The sequence below is a fragment of the Amycolatopsis sp. NPDC051071 genome, from assembly GCF_040682875.1.
Lineage (GTDB): Bacteria > Actinomycetota > Actinomycetes > Mycobacteriales > Pseudonocardiaceae > Amycolatopsis.
In genome coordinates this window covers 15,249-36,268 of sequence record NZ_JBFBBY010000080.1, presented here as the reverse complement: position 1 = coordinate 36,268, position 21,020 = coordinate 15,249, and the positions used below count along the sequence as shown (strand labels likewise).

Here is a 21,020-nt window from a genome sequence, read left to right as displayed (position 1 = left end):
AAGTACAGGAAGGCCCCCTTCCCTCGGCTGAGCCGAGGGAAGGGGGCCTTCACGCGCCGACGCGGTGGCTGGTGCGGCTGGGGTCAGAGGTGTTGTCCCAGCTCAAGACAGCCAAGGCACCAGGTCGGCCGCGGCGCCCGGCCACTTCGCGGCCAGCTCGGCCGCATCCAGGAACTCCACGCAGTCGTCCGTATAGGGCGGCACCACGACCGTCCCGGCCAGGCTCCACTCACCGGTACTCACCGACGCCTGCCAGACCCCGGCAGGCACCACCACCTGCGGACGCTGACCGGCGGCGACGTCCGGTCCCAGCACCGGTCGCGAGACGCGGCCGTCGGGGTACAGCAGCAGCATCCGCACCGGGGCACCCGCGTGGTGGGCGTAGACCTCCAGCCGGTCAAGGCGGTGCGGAGCCGAGGTTTCCGGGGCCACCAGCAGGTAGTAGATCGCCGAAGCGGTCTCGTCGCGCCAGCTTTGCGCCCAGCGGCCGCCCTCCACGGGCAGTGGCTGGAGACCCAGATGAGCGGTGAAGTCGGCAGGGCTCGGCATGTCTCCATACTGCCGTCTCCCGCGACAGGTAGCCTCAGGCTCGAACTGATGTTCGCCGTAGCAGCCACAGCAGCCAGGACAGCGGAGGGAAACGCGTGCGGGTACTCGGGGTCGACCCCGGTCTGACCAGGTGCGGTCTCGGAGTGGTCGACGGCGGCACCGGCCGCACCGTCCGCGCCGTGGCGGTCGACGTCGTGCGGACCTCGCCGGACGCCGATCTTTCCGTGCGCCTGCTGGGGATCTCCGACGCCGTCGAGCGCTGGCTCGACCGCTACAAACCTGAAGCCGTCGCGGTGGAACGCGTCTTCGCGCAGCACAACGTGCGCACCGCGATGGGCACCGCGCAGGCCGGTGGCGTCGTCGCGCTCGCCGCGGCCAAACGCGGGCTGCCGGTCGTGTTCCATACGCCGAGCGAGGTCAAGGCCGCCGTCACCGGCTCCGGCCGCGCGGACAAGGCGCAGGTCACCGGTATGGTCATGCGGCTGCTCGGCCTCGAGGTCAAACCGCATCCGGCGGACGCCGCGGACGCGCTCGCGCTCGCGATCTGCCATCTGTGGCGCGAGCCGATGCGGGTCCGGCTCGCCGAAGCCGAGGCCAGGGCGGCCGAAATCGCCAAGAACCACAAGGCCAGGCTCGCCGCCGCGGCCAGACAAGCCAAAACGCAGGGAGCGGCACGATGATCTCCTCGGTACGCGGAGAAATCCTCTCCATCGGCCTCGACCACGTCGTCATCGAGGTCGGGGGAGTGGGCTTCGCGGTGCAGGCCACCCCGGCCACTCTCGCGACGCTTCGCCGCGGCGAAGAGGCGATGCTGCACACCGCGCTCGTGGTCCGCGAGGATTCGTTGACGCTGTTTGGTTTCGCCGACGCGGACGCGCGCGGACTGTTCGGCCTGCTGCAAACGGTTTCCGGGATCGGCCCGCGCCTCGCGCTGGCGACATTGGCCGTCCTCGACCCGGACAAGCTCCGGTCCGCGCTGGTCGAAGGCAACATCACCGTGCTCACCCAGGTGCCCGGCATCGGCCGCAAGGGCGCCGAGCGGCTCACGCTCGAACTACGCGACAAGGTCACCGCGCTCGCGGGCCCGACCGACGGCTCACCGGTGGTCACCGCTCCAGGAGTGCTGCGCGGCGAGGTCGTCGAAGCCCTGGCGGGCCTCGGTTTCCCGGCCAAGCAGGCGGAAGTGGCCGTCGACAAGGTGCTCGGCGAGGGCGACGGGCACACGACGTCCTCGGTGCTTCGCGCCGCGTTGGCCACCCTCGGACGTAAGCGGTAGCTCGCCACATGGACTATGAGGCCGTGACGGATTTCGAGGCCGACGACGAGACGCTGTCGGCGTTGCCGCAGACCGGCGAAGGCGAGGTCGAGACCACGCTGCGGCCGCGCAAACTCGACGAGTTCATCGGCCAGCCACGGGTGCGTGAGCAGCTCGAACTCGTCCTGGAGAGCGCACGCCGCCGGGGTGTCCCGCCGGACCATGTCTTGTTTTCCGGGCCGCCCGGGCTGGGCAAGACGAGTATGGCGATGATTGTCGCCGCCGAACTGAACGCCGCCATCCGGATCACTTCGGGGCCCGCCCTGGAACGGGCAGGTGACCTCGCCGCGATGCTCTCCAACCTGGCGCCCGGCGACGTGCTGTTCATCGACGAGATCCACCGGATCGCCCGCCCCGCCGAGGAAATGCTGTACCTCGCGATGGAGGACTTCCGCGTCGACGTCGTCGTCGGCAAGGGACCAGGCGCCACCAGCATCCCGCTGGAGATCGCGCCGTTCACCCTGGTCGGGGCGACGACCCGGTCCGGTTCGCTGACCGGTCCACTGCGTGACCGGTTCGGTTTCACCGGCCAGATGGAGTTCTACACCGACAGTGAACTCGACCTCGTCGTGCGCCGGGCCGCCACGATTCTGGAGATTGAGATCGACCGCGACGGTTCCGCGGAGATCGCCCGCCGGTCCCGTGGCACACCCCGGATCGCGAACCGGCTGCTGCGCCGGGTGCGCGACTACGCCGAGGTCCGCGCCGACGGCAGGGCCACACGGAAGGTCGTGCGGGCGGCGCTGGAGGTCTACGACGTCGACGAACTCGGGCTCGACCGGCTCGACCGCGCGGTGCTGACAGCGCTGGTCCGGTCCTTCGGCGGTGGACCGGTCGGCGTGTCGACGCTGGCCGTCGCGGTCGGGGAAGAACCGACTACCGTGGAAGAAGTGTGTGAGCCTTACCTGGTCCGCGCCGGTATGCTCGCCCGCACTCCTCGCGGCCGGGTCGCCACAGCGGCCGCGTGGGAACACCTCGGCCTGCCGGCCCCGGCCGGTGTCACACGCGGCGAACAGGGCGGCCCAAGCCTGTTCGACCAGGACTGACCGGACGGTTCACACGGTACGAGGCCCGTGGTGGTGACGGGTGGTGGTGGAGTTTCCGCTGGCACCTGGCACACTCGGGTAGAGCACACCCCGCCAAATCGGACAAAACAGCGCACCGCGCGGCGTCCGCTCGAAATGGAGAGTCATGAACCAGTTATTGCTGCCGCTGCTCCTGATGCTCGTTGTGGCGATCCCGCTCGTCATGGGCACCCGTAAGCAGAAGAAGGCGGCGGCAAAGCAGCAGGAGCTGCTCTCGGGCCTCGCTCCCGGTGACCGGGTGATGACCACCTCCGGTCTCTACGCGGCTGTCGCCGACGCTTCCGCCGACACCACGATCGACCTCGAGATCGCCCCCGGTGTCGTGACCACCTGGCTCCGCCAGGCCGTTCGCGAGAAGGTCGAGCCGGTCGTCGAGACCGACGAGGACACCCTCGACACCGAAGAGGTCGTCGAAGAGCCGGTCATCGAGTCGAAGGACGAAGAGCGCGTCGAGGAGAAGTCCGGCGCGCAGATCGCTCCTCCGCTGGAGCACGGCAAGAAATAGCACCTGTAAGGCCATCCCCGACACCAGACTTTCGTAGGTGCGGGGGCAACGCCGGACTCACGCAGCACCGAGTACTGTCTCGGTGCTGCGTGCGTGTCCGTCGTCATAGTCGTGCCCGTTCACCGGGCATCGTCATCGAGGTGCGTTCGCGGTACCACCGGACTCCCGTCCGGTGCGTGAACAGCCAAGTCCATTGGGGAAAACCCAGTCCGTTCGAGGAGACCGAAGCACAGTGGCCGCACCGGCCGGGCATCTCCGCCCGGGACGCTATCTCGCCTTCTTCGCCCTGATCGTGGTCGCGCTGTACGCCCTGGTGTTCTTCACCGGTAGCGGCAAGCCGACGCCGAAGCTCGGCATCGATCTGCAAGGCGGCACGAGGGTCACCCTGTCCGCCCGTAATCCCGACGGCGGCGACCCTCCGCGAGAGTCCCTCGAACAGGCCCGCTCGATCATCGAGCGCCGGGTCAACGGCATCGGCGTCGGCGGCACCGAAGTGGTCCTCGACGGCAGCAACGTCGTCATCACCGTCCCCGGCGAGCAGGGCGACCAGGCCAAGTCCCTCGGCAAGACCGCGAAGCTGGGCTTCCGCAAGGTCGTGACGTCGCAGCCGGTGACCCCGGTCCCGCAGTCGTCGACCCCGCCCGCCTCGGGTGCGCCTTCGTCGGCCCCGCCCTCTTCGGCGCCCCCGGCGTCGTCGGTTGCCCCGGGCGCGAGCGCCCCGCCGAGCAGCCCGGCCAACGGCGGCGGTGGCGCCGCCGCCGCGCCGCAGCAGCAGCCGCCGGACTCCGACGCGCAGACCAAGAAGGAGATCGAGGAAGCCCGGAGTGTCCGGCAGAACCCCGATCTGATGTCGACGGACCAGGCGAAGCTCTCCGCCGCCGCCGAAAAGGCCTTCGCGTCACTGAAGTGCGACCCCAAGGTGTCGGACCCGCTGGTCGGCAACGACCTCACCGACAAGCCGCTGGTCGCCTGTGGTGACAAGAACACCATGAAGTACCTGCTGGAGCCCGAGTTCCTGCCCGGTACGGAGATCTCCGACGCTTCCTCGAGCTACAACACCCAGAACTCCCAGTGGGTCGTCAACCTGAACTTCAAGGGTGACGGTTCGCGTATCTGGGGCGACTTCACCTCGAAGAACACCCAGAAGCAGGCCGCGTTCGTCCTCGACACGCAGGTCGTCTCCGCGCCGACCATCCAGTCCGCGATCCTGGGCGGTCAGACCGAGATCACCGGCCGGTTCAGCCAGGCCGAGGCGAAGGATCTGGCGGACGTGCTGAAGTACGGCTCGCTGCCGCTGTCATTCGAGTCCTCGGACGCGACCACGGTGTCCGCGACGCTGGGTCTCGCGTCGCTGCAGGCCGGTCTGATCGCCGGCGGTATCGGCCTGCTGATCGTCTTCATCTACTGCCTCTTCTACTACCGCCTGCTCGGCGTGCTGACGATCTTGTCGCTCGGCTTGTCGTTCTCGCTCGTCTACGCGGTTCTGGTGCTGCTGGGGCGGTGGATCGGGTACACCCTCGACCTCGCAGGCGTGGCCGGTCTGATCATCGCGATCGGGATCACCGCGGACTCGTTCGTCATCTACTTCGAACGATTGAAGGACGAGATCCGGGAAGGCCGGACATTCCGCTCCGCGGTACCGCGAGGCTGGTCTCGTGCCCAGCGCACGATTCTGGCTTCGGACGCGGTCAGCTTCCTCGCCGCGGCGATCCTGTACTGGCTGGCCGTCGGTGACGTGAAGGGCTTCGCGTTCACGCTCGGCATGTCGACGGTCCTCGACCTCGTCGTGGTCTACCTCGTGACGCATCCGCTGGTCGCGATGATCTCCCGCTCGAAGTCGAAGGTCCTGTCCAATCCCAAAAACCTCGGCCTCGGTGCCGTGCAGCAGCTGGGCTCGGAGCGCAAGGCGGCCAGTGCCGCCACCGGTCGCCCGAACGTCAAGGAGGCGTGACCGTGGTCGACGACAAGAACACCACCGCGGGCAAGCGCGAGAGCATCTTCCGCCGCCTCTACGTGGGCACCGGCGCGTTCGACGTGGTCGGCAAGCGCAAGCGCTGGTACCTCTTCTTCGGTGCGCTGGTGCTGGTCTGCATCGCGTCGATGGGGATCAAGGGGTTCAACTTCGGGATCGACTTCGAAGGCGGCACCCAGATCCAGCTCCCGTCCAACGGCAAGAACGGGCAGATCTCCGAGCAGCAGGCGAAGGACGTCTTCGCCGAGGCCCTCGGCAGGCCCGCCGACGAGGCGCAGAAGGTCGGCAGCGGTGTCTCGTCGACCATTCAGCTCCGTTCGGACACTTTGGACACCGCCGAGGTCTCCAGGATCAAGCAGGCACTGTTCCAGGAACTGGGCCCGATCGGGACGAACGGTCAGCCGAGTGTCCAGGCCATCAGTGACAGCGCGGTCAGCGCGTCCTGGGGTGGGGAGATCTCGCGGCAGGCACTGATCGCGCTCGGGGTGTTCCTCCTGGCGGTCACGTTGTTCCTGGCGTTGTACTTCGACACCAGGATGGCCGCCGCGGCCTTGATCTCGCTGCTGCACGACATCGTGGTGACGGCGGGTGTGTACTCGCTGATCGGCTTCGAGGTCACGCCGGCGACGGTGATCGGTCTGCTGACGATCCTCGGGTTCTCGCTGTACGACACGGTGGTGGTGTTCGACAAGGTCCGCGAGAACACACGCGGCCTGCTCGGGCTCACCCGCCGTACCTTCGGCGAGGCGGCCAACCTGGCGCTGAACCAGACGCTGATGCGGTCGTTCAACACCGCGCTGATCGCGATGCTGCCGATTCTCGGACTGCTCGTGGTCGGGTACATCCTGCTCGGCTCCGGCACCCTGCAGGATCTCGCGCTGGTGCAGCTCACCGGCACCATCGTCGGCGTGCTGTCGTCGGTCGCGCTGGCGACGCCGCTGCTGGTCGACTTCAAGATGCGGGACCCGAAGTTCCGTCAGCAGGCCGAGCGGGTCGCTTCCCGGCGCGCCAGCCAGGCCCGCAAGGCCGCCGAACGCGACGACGACTTCGACCCGAACGACGAGGACGCCCTCGCCGCCGAACTCCGCAAGGAGAAGGCGTACGCCGCCGCGGCGAGTGTCCCGGCCCGGAATCAGAAGGCCCACAAGGGCCGTCCGTCGGGCAAGCGCAAGAGGTAACCGGTTCCCAGTGCTATGAACGGCCCGTTACTTGCAAAATTCGCAAGTAACGGGCCGTTCATAGCGTTCAGGGAGCCGCCGGACGCAACGAGAGCAGGGAAGTCATGGAGCTGGACAAGGCACTCGACCTGATCGCCGAGGTGCCGGACTTCCCGGAACCCGGCGTGCTGTTCCGGGACCTGAGCCCGCTGTTCGCCGACGCCGGCGGCTTCAAGGCCGTGACGGACGCGCTGGCCGCCACCCTCGGCCCCGACGTCGACCTGCTGGCCGGAGTGGAGGCGCGCGGCTTCCTCCTGGCGGCCGCTGTCGGCTACTCCCGCGGTCTCGGCGTCGCGCTGATCCGCAAGCCCGGCAAGCTGCCTCGCGTGGCGGGCCGGGTCGATTACGTGCTGGAGTACGGCACGGCGACCGTCGAACTGCCCGAAGGCATCGTCGAACCGGGCCAGCGTGTCGCGGTCGTCGACGACGTACTCGCCACCGGCGGCACGGTCGCGGCCACCTGCAAGCTCCTGGAGGACGCGAAGGCGCAGGTCACCGGCGTTTCGGTGGTCATGGAACTAGCGGCGCTCGGTGGTCGTTCCGTGCTTGAGGGGTACCGCGTGGAGGCACTCCGGGTGTGTTGACCGGGCGTACCAAGTGAGCCGCTAGGGGGAGCGGTTACCCTTGACATCCGAAGGCCGCACGAAGCGCAGGAGGTGCGGGTGAGCCAAGAGCTCGATGCCGCGGTGTCCTCGAAGGACGGCACCGAGCAGAACGGTGCTCCCCGACAAGGAGCCGCGCCGACGCCGTCCGCGACGCGCCGGGTCCGTGCCCGCCTCGCCCGCCGGATCACCGCACAGCGCGCCGCACCGGTCAAACAGGTCCTCGAACCACTCGCCGTCATCCACCGCGAGCTGCACCCCAACGCCGATCTCGCGCTGCTGCAACGCGCGTACGACGTCGCGGAGGAACTCCACCGGGATCAGCGCCGCAAGTCCGGCGACCCCTACATCACGCATCCGCTCGCCGTGGCGACGATCCTCGCCGAACTCGGCATGGACACCACGACGCTGGTCGCGGCGTTGCTGCACGACACCGTCGAGGACACCGGGTTCTCGCTGGAAAGCCTGAAGGCCGACTTCGGCGAGAAGGTCGGCGAGCTGGTCGACGGCGTCACCAAACTGGACAAGGTCAAACTCGGCACCGCGGCCGAGGCCGAGACCATCCGCAAGATGGTCATCGCGATGGCACGCGACCCGCGTGTGCTGGTCATCAAGCTGGCCGACCGGCTGCACAACATGCGCACGATGCGCTTCCTGCCGCCGGAGAAGCAGGCACGCAAGGCGCGCGAGACCCTTGAGGTCCTCGCCCCGCTGGCGCACCGGCTCGGCATGGCGACGGTCAAATGGGAGCTGGAGGATCTGGCGTTCGCCATCCTGCAGCCGAAGAAGTACGACGAGATCGTGCGGCTGGTCGCCGATCGCGCGCCCTCACGGGACACCTACCTGCGGTCCGTGATCACCGAGCTGACCAGCAACCTCGACGGCTCCCGGATCACCGCCAAGGTCGAGGGACGGCCGAAGCACTACTACTCGATCCACCAGAAGATGATCGTCCGGGGCCGCGACCTCGACGACATCCACGACCTGGTCGGCGTGCGGATCCTGGTCGAGGACGTCCGTGACTGCTACGCCGCGATGGGTGTCGTCCACGCGCTGTGGCAACCGGTTCCCGGCCGGTTCAAGGACTACATCGCGCAGCCGCGGTTCGGCGTCTACCAGTCGCTGCACACCACGGTGATCGGGCCGGACGGCAAGCCACTGGAAGTCCAGATCCGGACCTACGAGATGCACCGCACCGCCGAGTACGGCATCGCGGCGCACTGGCGGTACAAGGAGACCAAGGGCACCCACAGCGGCAACGCGGCCAATTCGGTGGACGTCGATGAGATGGCGTGGATGCGCCAGCTCCTCGACTGGCAGCGTGAGGCCGCGGACCCGGGCGACTTCCTCGAATCACTGCGCTACGAGCTCGCCTCGCGCGAGATCTTCGTGTTCACGCCCAAGGGCGACGTGATCACGCTGCCGGTCGAGTCGACCCCGGTCGACTTCGCCTACGCCGTGCACACCGAGGTCGGGCACCGTTGCATCGGCGCCCGCGTCAACGGCAGGCTGGTCGCGCTCGAACGCAAGCTGGAAAACGGCGAGGTCATCGAGATCTTCACCTCGAAGGCCGAGACCGCCGGGCCGAGCCGCGACTGGCTGCAGTTCGCCGGTTCGCCCAAGGCCCGCGCCAAGATCCGGCAGTGGTTCGCCAAGGAACGCCGTGACGAGGCGATCGAGGGCGGCAAGGAAGCCATCACCAAGGAGGTCCGCAAGGTCGGCCTCCCGATCCAGCGGCTGGTCTCCGCCGAGTCCATGGGCGCGGTCGCCACCGAACTGCGGCACCCCGACATCAGCTCGCTGTACGCGGCCGTCGGTGAGGGCCACACCAGCGCGAAACACGTCGTGCAACGGCTGGTCGCGCTCATCGGCGGGGTCGACGAGGCGGAGGAGGAGCTCGCCGAGCGCGCGACTCCGTCCACGGTCACCCGACGCCGCGGCTCGAACGACGTCGGTGTCGTGGTGAAGGGCGCCGGTGACATCTGGGCCAAACTCGCGCGCTGCTGCACGCCGGTGCCGGGCGACGAGATCCTCGGTTTCGTCACCCGCGGCGGTGGGGTCAGCGTCCACCGCACGGATTGCACCAACGCCGACGACCTGACCGCCCAGCCCGAGCGGCTGGTGGAGGTCGAGTGGGCGCCGTCGGCCTCGTCGGTGTTCCTCGTCGCGATCCAGATCGAGGCGCTGGACCGGCACCGCCTGCTCTCGGACGTCACCAAGGTCCTCGCGGACGAGAAGGTCAACATCCTGTCCGCGTCGGTGACGACGTCGCGGGACAGGGTCGCGGTCAGCAGGTTCACCTTCGAGATGGGCGATCCGAAGCATCTCGGTCACGTGCTGAAGGTGGTCCGCGGCGTCGAGGGCGTCTACGACGTGTATCGGGTCACTTCGGCTTCGTAACCACTGGTGGGCCCCCGCTAGGGTTCGGGTCATGAATGACGGGTTCGAGTTCGCCAACGACGGCGATGTCGCGCGGCTGACTCTCACCAGGCCGGAGAAGATGAACGCGATCACCTACGAGATGTGGTCGGCGATCCCGGACGTGGTGGCGAAGGTGGCGGCGGACCCCGCGATCAAGGTTCTCGTGCTGACCGGCGCGGGTGCGCATTTCTCGGCGGGCGCGGATATCAGCGAGTTCCGGGAGCTGCGGTCCACCGCCGACGCGGCCGAGACCTACGACAAGGCCGTCGAGGGCGCCGTGGCCGCGCTGAGCGGGTTGCGGAAGCCGACGGTGGCGATGATCCAGGGAAACTGCATTGGCGGCGGCTGTCAGCTCTCGGTCGCCTGCGACTTCCGGTTCGCCGCCGAAGGCTCGCGGTTCGGCATCACCCCGGCGAAACTCGGCATCGTCTACCACTTCGACTCGACGCGGCAGCTGGTCTCGCTGGTGGGCCCGGCGCACGCGAAGTACTTCCTGCTCTCGGGTGAACTCGTCGACGCGTGGCGGGCGCGGGAGATCGGGTTGCTCAACGACGTCTTCCCGGCCGGCGAGCTGGAGACGTCGACGGCGAAGTTCGCCGAGACCCTGGCGTCGCGTTCGCAGGCGTCGGTGCGAGGGATGAACCGCATCATCGAGAAGATCGTGGCGGGACAACAGGAGCCCGACGCCGAAGTGGACGAGATCCGCCTCGGTGCCCTGCACGGGGAGGACTACGCCGAGGGCGTGGACGCTTTCCTCGCGCGGCGGCCGCCTAAGTTCACGCACCGCTGATCCGGGTCGTGATGCCCCCAATGTGGCATTGGGGACACTGAGCGTCTCCAATGCCACATTGGGGGCGCTTGCGAGGCCCACCCCAGTGCTTTCTTGCCGCTCCGCGAGTACGTGAAGGCCCCCTTCCTGTACCTAGGCGCAAGGAAGGGGGCCTTCATGTACTTAATGACCGTAGCCGAACGCGCCCGCCAGGTCTTCCGACCGGACGGGCGCGCCGTTGAGCTCCAGCTTCACGTCAGGCGTTGACCGTGACGCCGGTGAACTTGACCTCGGTGTTCGGCGGGCCGGTGCCGTCGCCGGTGCCGCCTTGGGAGTTGGCACCCGCCTTGGCGACCTTGTCGAGCACCTTCAGGCCCTCGTCGGAGATGCTGCCGAAGACCGAGTACTCCGGGGGCAGTTCGGCTTCGCCGTAGACCATGAAGAACTGGCTGCCGCCGGAGTTCGGCTGCTGGGTCTTCGCCATCGCGAGGACGCCGCGGCCGTACTTGATCTCGGGGAACGCCTCGTCCGGCATCGTGTAGCCCGGACCGCCCATACCGCTGGCCTCGGGGTCACCGCACTGCAGCATCTGCAGTCCGGTGGTGCCGAGCCGGTGGCATTTGGTGTCGTTGAAGTAGCCCTGCTGCGAAAGGCTGATGAAGCTCTGCACCGCGCACGGGGCGAGTGCCCGGTCCAGCGTCAGCGGGATGTCGCCCGCGGTGCTCTTCAGCACGAGGTTGACCGTGCCGTTCGAAGAGACACCCTTGCCTTCCGGCTTGTTCACCTTCTTCGACGCCTGCTTGGTGGCGTCGTCCTTGTAGTCACAGGCCACCGGGTTCGCCAGCGGCGTCGCCCGCTTGGGCATCGGCGTGCGTTCGGTGGGGATGGTGACCTCCGGGGTCGGAGGGGCCGAGCTCGGGGAAGCGTCGGAGGCGGCATCGTCACCACTGTTACTGCTGACGATCCACCACACCGCGCCCGCCACGATCGCGACGACGCCGACGACCGCCACCGAGCCGACGATCCTGCGCCGTTTGGCCTTTTCGGCCCGTCGCACGATCTGTCGCTCGAGCTTGCGCTTCGCGGCTTCGCGGCGCTGCTGGTTGGTCGGCACCCGCCCTCCCGGTTTCCACTCGATGTCACACGTTTGAGTAGCGGGAGTCTATGGGCACAGCCTGTGAGACCCCCGTACAGGGGCCGCTAGGCTTACTTGATCGTGATCAGGGCCATCCGGTCACCTGTTCGGTGGAAGATCTGAGGAGGCGTTTCGTGCTGGTTGTCGGGTTTCCGGCAGGCCCCCTCGAAGCCAACTGCTATCTGCTCGCCCCGGCGGACGGCGGGGAGTGCGTGATCGTCGATCCCGGCGAGGACGTCTTCGAACCGCTGGAGGCCGCGCTGACCGCCCATGGGCTGACGCCGGTCGCGATGCTGGCCACGCACGGGCACCCTGATCACGTCGCTTCGGCGGCCGAGATCGGCGCACGCCGCGGAATACCTCTCTATCTGCACGAGGCGGACCGGCCACTGGTGGCCGCGGACGCCGGGGAACGGAAGGACGGGATCGTGTCACTCGTCGAGGGCCCGCTCCGGCAGGCCGGACTGGAGATCACGGTGTCCCGTACACCGGGACACACCGCCGGTTCGGTGATCTTCGGGCTGACCTCCGCCGAGGGCGGCCGGATCGTGCTCACCGGGGACAGCCTGTTCGCCGGTTCGATCGGCCGGTCCTCCGGCGATGGCGACGAGCTGGTGCGGTCACTGGGCACCAAGGTGATGACGCTCCCCGACGACACCGTCGTCCTGCCGGGTCACGGCCCGGCCACCACGATCGGGCAGGAGCGCGCGGGTAACCCGTTCCTGACCGGGACGGGCGTGTGATGGCCGAGCCGACCGGTACACCGGAGTCCCCCGAGCGCCTCCCGCTGTTCCACGACGACCCCAAGCTCCGACGGCGGCGCGGCTGTTCCGGCATCGCCGGCGTCATGATCTTCGCCGCCGCGTTCGGCGGGATCGCCGGTCTGATCGGCGGTGAGATCACCGGGCTCGTCGTCGCCGGGGTGATCGCGCTTCCGTTGCTGTACATCATGCTCTACAACCTGCGCCGCCGTGTCTGGCTCGAAGGGACCACGCTCCTCGTGCGAACCTGGGGCCTGCGGCGGGTCGAGCTGACCAAAGCCGGGCGCATCGACCTGGTGATCAGCGACGTGCGCGGCACCCGGACGGTCAGCCTGCTGGTCAACGCGGGCAAACGGCGCAAGGTGGCGAAGGTCGATCTCGCCGTCTACTCGGGTGCGGGTGGCCGGGAACTCGGCATCCTGCAGCTGCGCAAGCTGGCGAACGCGCTGCTGAACAACACCGAAGCGAACGGCCTGGTGTTTTCGGAACTGCTGGTCGCGCAGCTGAAGTCGGAAGCACGCGGGGACGCCGCGGCGGAGCGGCCGCTCTACCGGCTGGCTTCGGCGGCGCCGTCCGGGAAGTACATCCAGCGGTTCACGATGGAAGCCGTCAGCCGGTTCGTGGCGACGATGGACTAGCTTTCGGCTTCTCCAGCCGGGCCTTGATCTCTTCGAGTTGGTAGACGATCTCCGGCAGCTCGCCCGCGGCGAAGGGACTCTTGAGGCTCCCGCGAGGCGATCAACGCGGCCAGCACGGTGGTGACCGGCACCGCGGCGACGATGCCGACGCTCCCCGCCAGCGTCCGCACGATCTCCTGCGCGATCTCTTCCGCACCGAGGATCGACCCGAGTCCGACGCCCGAAAGCGACGTGTACAGCAGCACCGGCAGGGCCGCGCCCGCGTAGGCCATGACGAGCGTGTTGACCGCCGACCCGACGTGGTCGCGCCCGATCCGCAGCCCGGCGTTGTAGAGCTCGCGCCAGCCGAGCGCCGGATTCGCCCGCCGCAGTTCCCACACCGCGCTCGTCTGCGTGACCGTGACGTCGTCCAGCACGCCGAGCGCGCCGATCACGACGCCCGCCAGCAGCAGGCCCCGCGCGTCGATGCCGTGGCCGAGCGAGCCGATCAGCTGCGACGTGCTGTCGTCCAGGCCGGTCAAGGACGCCGCGGCCGAGAAGATCGCCGACAGGACACCGATCAGGATCAGGCTCACCAGTGTCCCCAGCACCGCGACCGAGGTTCTCGCGGACAGCCCGTGCGTCAGGTACAGCGCGACGAACATGATCGCGCCCGCACCCGCGATCGACACCAGCAGCGGACTTTCCCCGGCGAGGATCGACGGCAGCACGAACAGCGCCAGCACCAGGAAACTCAGCCCGAGCGCGATCAGCGCGGCGAGCCCCCGCCAGCGGCCCAGCACGATCACCGCGAGCGCGAACAGCCCGGCGAGCAGCAGCAACGGCGTACCGCGCTGGAAGTCGACGATCTGGAACGACGCCGTGTTCGCGACGTCGCCGCCGTTGTAGGACAGCACCACCTTGTCGCCCGTGGTGAACCGCGGCGTGCTCGGCTCGATCGGGACGGTCAGCTTCAACGGCTTCCCGGTGGCGGGGCCGTCGGTCATCGTGAGATCGGTCGTGAGGCATGGTTTCGCGTCGGGTGGCGGCTCGCCGACCTGGACCTGCCCTTCGGCGAGGCACGGGCCGGTGATCGTCGCGGTGATCGTGGCACTCACCGGAGTCCCTTGGGGGAACACGCTTTTCGCCGGATCCTTACCCCACGGGTACAGCACGACCATGGCGGCGACGGTCGCGACGGCGAGCGGAATGAGCAGCCACATCAGCAGCAGCCGGACGCGGCGCGACGCGGGCGCCGCCGGTCCGTGCGAGTGCCCGTGCCCATGGCCGACCGGCTCGGGTTTCGGGTCGGGCTCGGGTTTCGGTGCGGCGGCACGACGCCGTCCCGGTTCGGCCGGACGCGGCCGCGTGCCCTGGGGACGCGGGGACCGGGTGCCCTGGGGACGCGGGGACCGGGTGCCTTCCGGCGGCGTCCGGCGCGGCGTACGGGACGTTCCGGACGAACGATCGGACGGGGTGTCCGTAACCCGGCGAATCGGGCCGGTGTCGTCGTCGGAGATGTCTCGGCGGTTCACCCGCACATCCTCCACAGCCCAAAACGCGGCCCGCATTTGGCCTAGCCGAACGCCTGTCGCAGATGTACCCGTCGATACGCCGACGGCGGCGTGTCGAAGTGGTCGAGGAAGGCTTGGCGAAGTGTCTCCGTCGAGCCGAAGCCGCATCGCCTCGCGATCGACGTCAGCGGGAGTTCGGTGCCGCACAACAGTTTCGCCGCGTTCTCGGTCCTCGCTGCCCGGACGTAGCGGCTGGGTGTCGTACTCAGGTGCGCGTCGAACAGCCTGGTGAGCTGCCGCGTGCTGATCCCGGCCCGGTCGGCGAGCACCGTGGTGCTGAGGTCGCCGGCGAGATGCTCGGCGACATACGCGGTGATGTCGCGGACCAGCCGGTTCTCCGGCGGCGGGCCGGAGAGGAACATGCTCACCTGCGCTTGGTTTCCCGGCCGCTGCAGATAGGTCACCAGCATGCGGGCGGTTTCCCTGGCGAGACTCGGGCCGTGGTCTTCCTCGACGAACGCGAGGGTGAGGTCGATGCCGCTGGTGACCCCCGCCGCCGTGTAGACGTTGCCGTCGCGCACGTACAGCGGCACCGGGTCGACGTTCACCTGCGGGTAGTTCGTCGCGAGGCGGTTCGCGAACCGCCAATGGGTGGTGGCGCGGCGCCCATTCAGCAGCCCGCACGCGGCGAGCACGGTGGCTCCGGTGCACACCGACGCGACGCGGCGGCTGTTCTGCGCGAGCCTGCGGATATGGGTGACGATCCGCGGGTCGGCGGCGGCGGTCTCGTGCCCGGTACCGCCCGCGACGATCAGCGTGTCCAGGTCGCCGGTGATCTGATCGAGCCGGTGCTGTGCCTGAATGGTCAGCCCGGATTCGCAGCGGATTCCGCGGCCGTCGACGCTGGCGAGCCTGATCTCGTACCCCGGCCGCCCGCCGAGTTTCGTCGCGGCGTCGAGGACGTCCGCCGGGCCGGCGATGTCGAGCATCTCGGCATGGGTGTAACCGACGATCAACACTCGTCTGGGTGTACCCGGCATGATCGCACGCTAGCAGTCTCGCCTGGCTGTCGGACGTCGTTCGCAGGAATCCGGACATCGGGCACCCGGCGTGGCGCGGACTGCGACACGGTTGCCCCATGGCTGAGAAACCGGACGAAAAGAAGACCATCGCGTTCGTGGTGTACCCGGGGATGACCCCGCTCGACCTGGTCGGGCCGCTGACCGTGCTGGACGGAATGGCGAGCACGGTGCCGGAGTACCGGACCGTCGTGGTCGGGGAGACGAAGGAGCCGATCGGCACCGACAACCCGCTGAGGCTCGCGGCGAGCCACACCTACGAAGAAGTCCCTTCGCCGTACGCGTTGCTCGTGCCCGGCGGCGCCGCGCCGACGTTGAAGGCGCTCGCCGACAAAAAGCTGATCGAGTACGTGCGGACCGCTTCGGCGAACGCGGAGCTGGTGACGTCGGTGTGCACGGGCTCGCTGGTGCTCGGGCAGGCTGGTCTGCTGGAGGGCCGCCGGGCCGCGACGCACTGGATGTTCCGCGATCTGCTGCGCGCGTTCGGGGCGGAACCGGTCGCCGAGCGCTGGGTCGAGGACGGGAACTTGATCACCGCCGCCGGGGTGTCGGCGGGGATCGACCTCGCGCTGCATCTGGTCGAGCGGCTCGTCGGCGTCGAGATCGCGCGGACCATCCAGTTCGTCATCGAGTACGACCCGGAGCCGCCGCAGGGCGCGCTCGACTGGGAAAAGCGGCCGTACGGGGACCTCAAGCCACTTTTGGACCACACCGTGACGGAGGCGTTGGCGAGCGAACCCGCCCTGCGGGACAGGCTGCTCGCCCACACTGGTGGATGACGGCGGCCATCCGGGTGAGAAGCGGTAACCCGGGGACTCCGCCGGGTTAGATTCTGCCCACCCGTCCAGGTGATTGGTGGTTCGTGGAGTTCAAGGTCCTCGGCCCGTTCACGGCCTCGGTTCCGTTGCCGTCGGCGGCACAGCCCCGTCGGGTGCTCGCGATGCTCCTGACCCGGCCGAACGAGTTCGTCCACCGGGACGTCCTCGTGGACGAACTCTGGCCGGAAGGCCCGCCGTCGAGCGCCGCCGCGGTCGTGCAGGTGGCGGTTTCCAAGCTGCGCAAGGCGTTGTCGTCAGGGGTGCCGGTGGACGACGTCCGGCAGCGGCTGCGCTCGGGGCCGGGCGGCTATCGGCTGACGGTGGCGGACGGGGAACTCGACGTCCTCGACTTCTTCAGCCGGACGGCGGCGGCCGCGGCGGCGACCGGGGACGAGCGGCGCGCGCTGCTCGGCCAGGCGTTGGGGCTCTGGCGCGGCCGGGCGTTCGCCGACGTCCCGGCCGGTCCATTGCTGGAGGCGCACCGGCTGTGGCTGGAAGACCGGCGGTGTTCGGTCCTCGGCAAGCTCGTGGAGCTGGAACTGGCGGCAGGCGACCACAAGGCGGTCGCCGACCGGCTGGGTCCCGAACTGGCGGCCCGGCAGGCCGACGAACGCTTAGCCGGATGGCTTGCCGAGGCCCTGCACGGACTCGGCCGCCGGGACGCGGCATTGGCCGTCCTCGACCGGTGCCGCCGGTCGCTTTGGGAGCAGACGGGGGTTTCGCCGGGGGAGGGGTTGCTCGCCGTCCATCGCCGGATCGCGGGTACCGGCTGGTCGGCGGGTGGCGCGCCGTGCCGCCTGCCGCCGTCGATCCCGGATTTCACCGGCAGGGCCGCCGAACTGGCGGAACTGGGACGCGCGGTGCGAAGCCCGGCGCCGGTCGTGCTGCACGGCGCGGCCGGGACGGGGAAGAGCACGCTGGCGACTGAGGCGGCGTGGCTGGCACGCAAGCGCTTCCCGGACGGCCAGCTCATCGCCGATCTGCGTGAGCCCGGTGACGTGCTCGCCGGCTTCCTGCGCGCGTTCGGTCTTGCGGAAACGGAACTCCCGGGCGACCGGGCCGGGCTGGTCTCCTTGTGGCGGAGTCACACCGCGGACCGCCGGGTGCTGGTGATCCTCGAAAACGCCCGGTCCGAGGCCGAGGTGCGGCCGTTGCTGCCGAGCGGTCCCGGCTGCGCGACGATCGTGACGACCCGGCGTCGCCTGGCGGGGCTCGTCGGCGCCCGGCCGGTCGAGGTCGGCGAACTCTCCTACGCGGAATCGCGGGTGCTGCTCGGTGCGATCATCGGCGAGGGCAGGCCGTCCGCCGAACCCGACGCCGTCCGGCGGCTGCTGGCCTGCTGCGACGGGCTCGCGCTGGCGGTGCGGGCGGCCGGGATGAAACTGTCGCAGCGGCCGAGGCTGAGTATCGCCGAGTTCGCGACGCGACTGGAGAACGAGCGGCTACGCCTCGACGAACTCGCCGCCGGAGACCTCGCCGTCCGCCCGGTGCTCGCCGAAGCACTCGCGGAACTGTCGCCCCGGCAGCGTAATTCCTTGCGGCTGCTCGGTTTTCCGGGTGCCACCGATATCGCCGACTGGTTCGCGACCGCGCTGCTGGGCTGTTCGTCGCGCGAAGCCGTCGACGTGCTCGACGAACTCGTGGACGACCATCTGCTCTACGCCAAGCCGGATCGGTCCGGTTTCCCTCGGTACCGGCTGCCCGGCCTGGTCCGGCTCGCGCTCCGGGAACAGCCGGACCCCGACGCCCTCCGCCGCGCGTTGACGGTCATGGCCGGGCTGGCCGAACACGCGTCCACCGCGCTCGGCACGGAGCATCCGCCTGCCCGCCGGGCGGACGCCACCGCGGCGGTTTTGGACCGCGTCGCTGCCGATCCGATCGGCTGGCGCGACGCGGAAACCGCGAACCTCGCGCTCGCCGTGCGCACCGCCGGTCGTCGCGGTTGGACCGATTTGACGGCGCGGCTGGCCGACGCCCACAGCGACCTCGTCGGCCCGCGACATGGCGGCCCGGTGGCGCTGCTCGGCTTCGACGTCGTGCGCAAGAGCCTCGACCTGCCCGCCGAGGCTGGAAGACTGCTGAAGCTCGGCCATTCGCATGCCAACGCCGGAGATCTGGCGCGAGCGCGGACGTGTTTCGCGCTGGCCGAGGCGAGGTTCCGTACCGCCGGGGATCAGCGGGGCACTGGTGCCGCGCTGGTCGCGCGTGCCGACGTCGACGCGGATTCCGGCCGGACCCGCTCGGCCGTCGACGCGCTGCGGGAGGCACTGGATCTGTTGCGGGACTGCGGTGACCTCGCAGGACAGGCGATGGCCTCGTCCCAGTTCGGCTCGCTCTGGGACGATCTCGGTGATTTCCGGCGGGCGAAGGAGTGCTTCGAGGCGAGTCTGCTGCTTTCGCTCCACTGTGAGGACGGACGGCAGCACGACCGGTCCGCCAAGCGCTACGCCGACGTCCTGCGCCGGAACGGCCGCCTCGACGAGGCCGGGGACTTGTTGATCAGTGCGCTCACCGGGTCTCGCAGTGCACGCGAACGCCATTGGGAGGCGCACGTCTTGCGCAGTCTCGGCGATCTCCACGCGAAGGACGGCGACGCGGGGGAGAGCGAACGGTGTCTTTCGCGGTCACTGGAACTCTTCGAGAAGGACGGCCAACGGCTCGCCGCCGGGTACACGCACCGGAGCTTCGGCGAGTCCCTGCGGCTGGGAGGTGAACCGGACCGGGCCGCCGATCACCTGCGGCTCGCGATGGGCACGTTCCGTGCGCTCGGTGACCGCCGGGGCGGCGGATACACCCTGCTCAGCCTCGGACGCCTCCGGGCAGCGGAAGGCAATGCGGCGGAAGCCGCCGAAGGACTCCGCAAGGCGGCCGGGCTGTTTCGGGAACTGGGCTTCCCAGTGTGGGAACTGCGTGCGCTCCAGGATCTTTCCGGTGTCGACAGCGGTGGACGGCAGCGGGAACGGGCTCGTGAAGCCTTGACGAAGATCCGTTTCGGAACGAGTCCGGGATAGCCGGGACGGGCCTCCCGGACGGACGCGTTTGGCGAAGTTATGGCGACGGCGTGTTGAATCTCGCTCAGTGAGGGGATTTCGCGCCGTCCCGGGATAGCGGGACTGGGGGTGACGGCGCGTGCTCGTGGCCGGGTGACGCCTTTCGAGGGCAAGAGGCGTCACCCGGTTCGATCCGCTAGCCGCGGACGTGGAGGACAGCCTCCGCGTCGTCGAGGATCGCCTGATCGAGCGGGAAGTAATGGCGAGGGGTGGGATCGGTCCGGACGGCGGCGGACGGGACCGCGTCGGCCGGGAGCAGACCCCAGCCGATGGTGACGTGCTTCTGCAGGAACCCTTCGTAGGTGTCGGGCCCGGGTTCTTCGACCGCGATGGCCTCACTGCTGCCGAGACTGGTCGCGACGAAGGTGTACCGGTCACCCAGTAGCGATCCCACCAGCGTTCCGGCGGTGTCCGTCCCGCGGCGCCGAAGGTGGAGGTTGTGCGCGAAGACCAGCGTCGCGCCACGAGCGGCCTCGGCAGCGCGGATGTCCAGCAGGTTCCGCGCCATGATCGCGTCCCTGACACCCCACAGGCGCCAGTACCGTGTCTCCGGTTCGAGCGGTTCGGCGCACTGCCGGTGAACGCGGAGCAGGTCGATCCCGGCCATAAGGTGAAGTTCGGCCCTGTGCCACCCCTCGTCCGGCTTTCGCGCGCGCAACGCGGCGAGCAGGTCGGCCGCGATCGCGCGCAGCCGGTAGGCCTCGGCCGTGGCGCCGGTCGACTCGGCCGGATCCATCATCGCCTCCGTCCGGCTCCAGCGTTCGTCGTCGCCTGCCACCCCCGCGATGTCCTGAGCCGAGCCGAGGTAGGTGGCGGCGTACTCGAGATAGCGCCGCGGGCTGGGGGCGTTGGTGATCTCGGTCTGCGTGTCGAAGCCGTGGAACGACAGGCGGTCCCCGGGCGGGCGGGTTTCGTTGTACTCGCGCATCCAGGCGATCAGCGCCCGATTCGGTTCCAGCGCCCCGAATCCGTGCGTGAAGCCTTCGCGCATCGCGATGTCGAGAGTTCCCGCGCCCTCCTGGACGAAGTCGTTCGCGACGAGCGCGGCCACGCGGTCGGTCTCGAGGGCGATCGAGCGGAAGCCGCGGTCGACGAGCTGAGCGAACAGTTCGTTGCGGACCTCCGCGAAAACCGGCACCGCGTGCGTCGGCTCGCCCACTCCCAGCAGGTCGCACGAGGTGGTCACGAAGTCTCGGATGTCTTGACTCATGAGGTTCAAGCGTATCGCTGATCCGCCAGTTGAGACTTTGGTGAGCGTGAGCTGGGAAGGGGGTGCAGGAGTTTCAAAGGGTGCGGTGGGTGTGAGTGGTGAGTCGCGTTGGAGCCGGCAGCAGCATCATCAACCACGACGATGGCGCGTGAAGGACCCCTTCCCTCGGCTCAGCCGAGGAAACTCGACCTTCAGACCTTCCTAAGTACATGAAGGCCCCCTTCCTTGCGCCTAGGTACAGGAAGGGGGCCTTCATGTACTTCGGGGGCGGCAAGCAGGCGCCGGGGCAGCCGGTCGCCAAGGGGTGGCCGCCTGCCGCACCGCAACAATTCCCCAACCGAATAACTGGCCTCGTTCTCTTCTGTCCGCTATAAACTTAAAGAACTCTTCGCGTGCGAAGG

General features: G+C 69.0%; 18 protein-coding genes. 13 read left to right on the top strand and 5 right to left on the bottom strand.

What is annotated here, in order from left to right:
• Window positions 1-102: 102 nt before the first annotated feature.
• Complete coding sequence (locus AB0M65_RS24440) at window positions 103-549, bottom strand: cupin domain-containing protein (RefSeq protein WP_364031670.1); 447 nt, start codon at window positions 547-549, stop codon at window positions 103-105.
• 95 nt (window positions 550-644) lie between these two features.
• Here AB0M65_RS24440 and ruvC point away from each other — a divergent pair, with 95 nt between their 5' ends.
• The 9 genes from ruvC to AB0M65_RS24395 all read left to right on the top strand — a co-directional run bounded on the left by ruvC (window position 645) and on the right by AB0M65_RS24395 (window position 10,456).
• Complete coding sequence (gene ruvC / locus AB0M65_RS24435; protein ID WP_364031667.1) at window positions 645-1,229, top strand: crossover junction endodeoxyribonuclease RuvC; 585 nt, start codon at window positions 645-647, stop codon at window positions 1,227-1,229.
• The gene (gene ruvA / locus AB0M65_RS24430) at window positions 1,226-1,825 is read left to right on the top strand and encodes a Holliday junction branch migration protein RuvA (protein ID WP_364031664.1); all 600 of its coding nucleotides are present in this window, start codon (window positions 1,226-1,228) and stop codon (window positions 1,823-1,825) included. The genes ruvC and ruvA overlap by 4 nt, the downstream gene beginning before the upstream one ends.
• 8 nt (window positions 1,826-1,833) lie before the next feature.
• Window positions 1,834-2,910, top strand: coding sequence for a Holliday junction branch migration DNA helicase RuvB (ruvB, locus tag AB0M65_RS24425; RefSeq protein ID WP_364031661.1), 1,077 nt, complete (start codon window positions 1,834-1,836; stop codon window positions 2,908-2,910).
• 145 nt (window positions 2,911-3,055) lie between these two features.
• The gene (yajC, locus tag AB0M65_RS24420) at window positions 3,056-3,454 is read left to right on the top strand and encodes a preprotein translocase subunit YajC (RefSeq protein WP_364031658.1); all 399 of its coding nucleotides are present in this window, start codon (window positions 3,056-3,058) and stop codon (window positions 3,452-3,454) included.
• A gap of 232 nt (window positions 3,455-3,686) precedes the next feature.
• A complete protein-coding gene (gene secD / locus AB0M65_RS24415) occupies window positions 3,687-5,405 on the top strand; it encodes a protein translocase subunit SecD (RefSeq protein WP_364031655.1) in 1,719 nt (572 codons plus the stop codon).
• Window positions 5,402-6,604: a protein translocase subunit SecF gene (secF, locus tag AB0M65_RS24410; RefSeq protein ID WP_364031652.1), complete on the top strand. Its 1,203-nt coding sequence runs from the start codon at window positions 5,402-5,404 to the stop codon at window positions 6,602-6,604. The genes secD and secF overlap by 4 nt, the downstream gene beginning before the upstream one ends.
• Before the next feature lie 104 nt (window positions 6,605-6,708).
• Window positions 6,709-7,227 (top strand): adenine phosphoribosyltransferase, encoded by a 519-nt coding sequence (locus AB0M65_RS24405; protein ID WP_364031649.1) that lies wholly within the window; start codon window positions 6,709-6,711, stop codon window positions 7,225-7,227.
• Window positions 7,228-7,305: 78 nt separating this feature from the next.
• Complete coding sequence (locus AB0M65_RS24400; RefSeq protein ID WP_364031646.1) at window positions 7,306-9,645, top strand: bifunctional (p)ppGpp synthetase/guanosine-3',5'-bis(diphosphate) 3'-pyrophosphohydrolase; 2,340 nt, start codon at window positions 7,306-7,308, stop codon at window positions 9,643-9,645.
• 31 nt (window positions 9,646-9,676) lie between these two features.
• Window positions 9,677-10,456: an enoyl-CoA hydratase-related protein gene (locus AB0M65_RS24395; RefSeq protein WP_364031643.1), complete on the top strand. Its 780-nt coding sequence runs from the start codon at window positions 9,677-9,679 to the stop codon at window positions 10,454-10,456.
• 235 nt (window positions 10,457-10,691) lie between these two features.
• On the opposite strand, the gene AB0M65_RS24390 is transcribed toward AB0M65_RS24395, so the two are convergent.
• On the bottom strand, window positions 10,692-11,549 hold the full coding sequence (locus AB0M65_RS24390) for a peptidylprolyl isomerase (RefSeq protein WP_364031640.1): 858 nt from the start codon (window positions 11,547-11,549) through the stop codon (window positions 10,692-10,694).
• Window positions 11,550-11,704: 155 nt separating this feature from the next.
• Between AB0M65_RS24390 and AB0M65_RS24385 the strand changes: the two genes are divergently transcribed.
• Window positions 11,705-12,313, top strand: a complete 609-nt coding sequence (locus AB0M65_RS24385; RefSeq protein WP_364031637.1) for an MBL fold metallo-hydrolase — start codon at window positions 11,705-11,707, stop codon at window positions 12,311-12,313.
• On the top strand, window positions 12,313-12,969 hold the full coding sequence (locus tag AB0M65_RS24380; protein ID WP_364031634.1) for a hypothetical protein: 657 nt from the start codon (window positions 12,313-12,315) through the stop codon (window positions 12,967-12,969). The genes AB0M65_RS24385 and AB0M65_RS24380 overlap by 1 nt, the downstream gene beginning before the upstream one ends.
• Here AB0M65_RS24380 and AB0M65_RS24375 read toward each other — a convergent pair.
• Window positions 12,966-14,483, bottom strand: coding sequence for a YibE/F family protein (locus tag AB0M65_RS24375; protein ID WP_364031631.1), 1,518 nt, complete (start codon window positions 14,481-14,483; stop codon window positions 12,966-12,968). The genes AB0M65_RS24380 and AB0M65_RS24375 overlap by 4 nt on opposite strands.
• Window positions 14,484-14,524: 41 nt before the next feature.
• On the bottom strand, window positions 14,525-15,502 hold the full coding sequence (locus AB0M65_RS24370; protein ID WP_364031628.1) for a GlxA family transcriptional regulator: 978 nt from the start codon (window positions 15,500-15,502) through the stop codon (window positions 14,525-14,527).
• Window positions 15,503-15,600: 98 nt separating this feature from the next.
• On the opposite strand from AB0M65_RS24370, the gene AB0M65_RS24365 reads away from it, so the two are divergent.
• Together AB0M65_RS24365 and AB0M65_RS24360 are read left to right on the top strand one after the other, a co-directional pair.
• Window positions 15,601-16,320 (top strand): DJ-1/PfpI family protein, encoded by a 720-nt coding sequence (locus AB0M65_RS24365; RefSeq protein ID WP_364031625.1) that lies wholly within the window; start codon window positions 15,601-15,603, stop codon window positions 16,318-16,320.
• An 83-nt stretch (window positions 16,321-16,403) separates the two neighbouring features.
• Window positions 16,404-19,370, top strand: a complete 2,967-nt coding sequence (locus AB0M65_RS24360) for a BTAD domain-containing putative transcriptional regulator (RefSeq protein WP_364031622.1) — start codon at window positions 16,404-16,406, stop codon at window positions 19,368-19,370.
• 175 nt (window positions 19,371-19,545) lie between these two features.
• On the opposite strand, the gene AB0M65_RS24355 is transcribed toward AB0M65_RS24360, so the two are convergent.
• Window positions 19,546-20,619 carry an erythromycin esterase family protein gene (locus AB0M65_RS24355; protein WP_364031619.1) on the bottom strand — a complete coding sequence of 358 codons (1,074 nt, stop codon included), beginning with the start codon at window positions 20,617-20,619 and terminating at the stop codon, window positions 19,546-19,548.
• Between the last annotated feature and the right edge of the window lie 401 nt (window positions 20,620-21,020).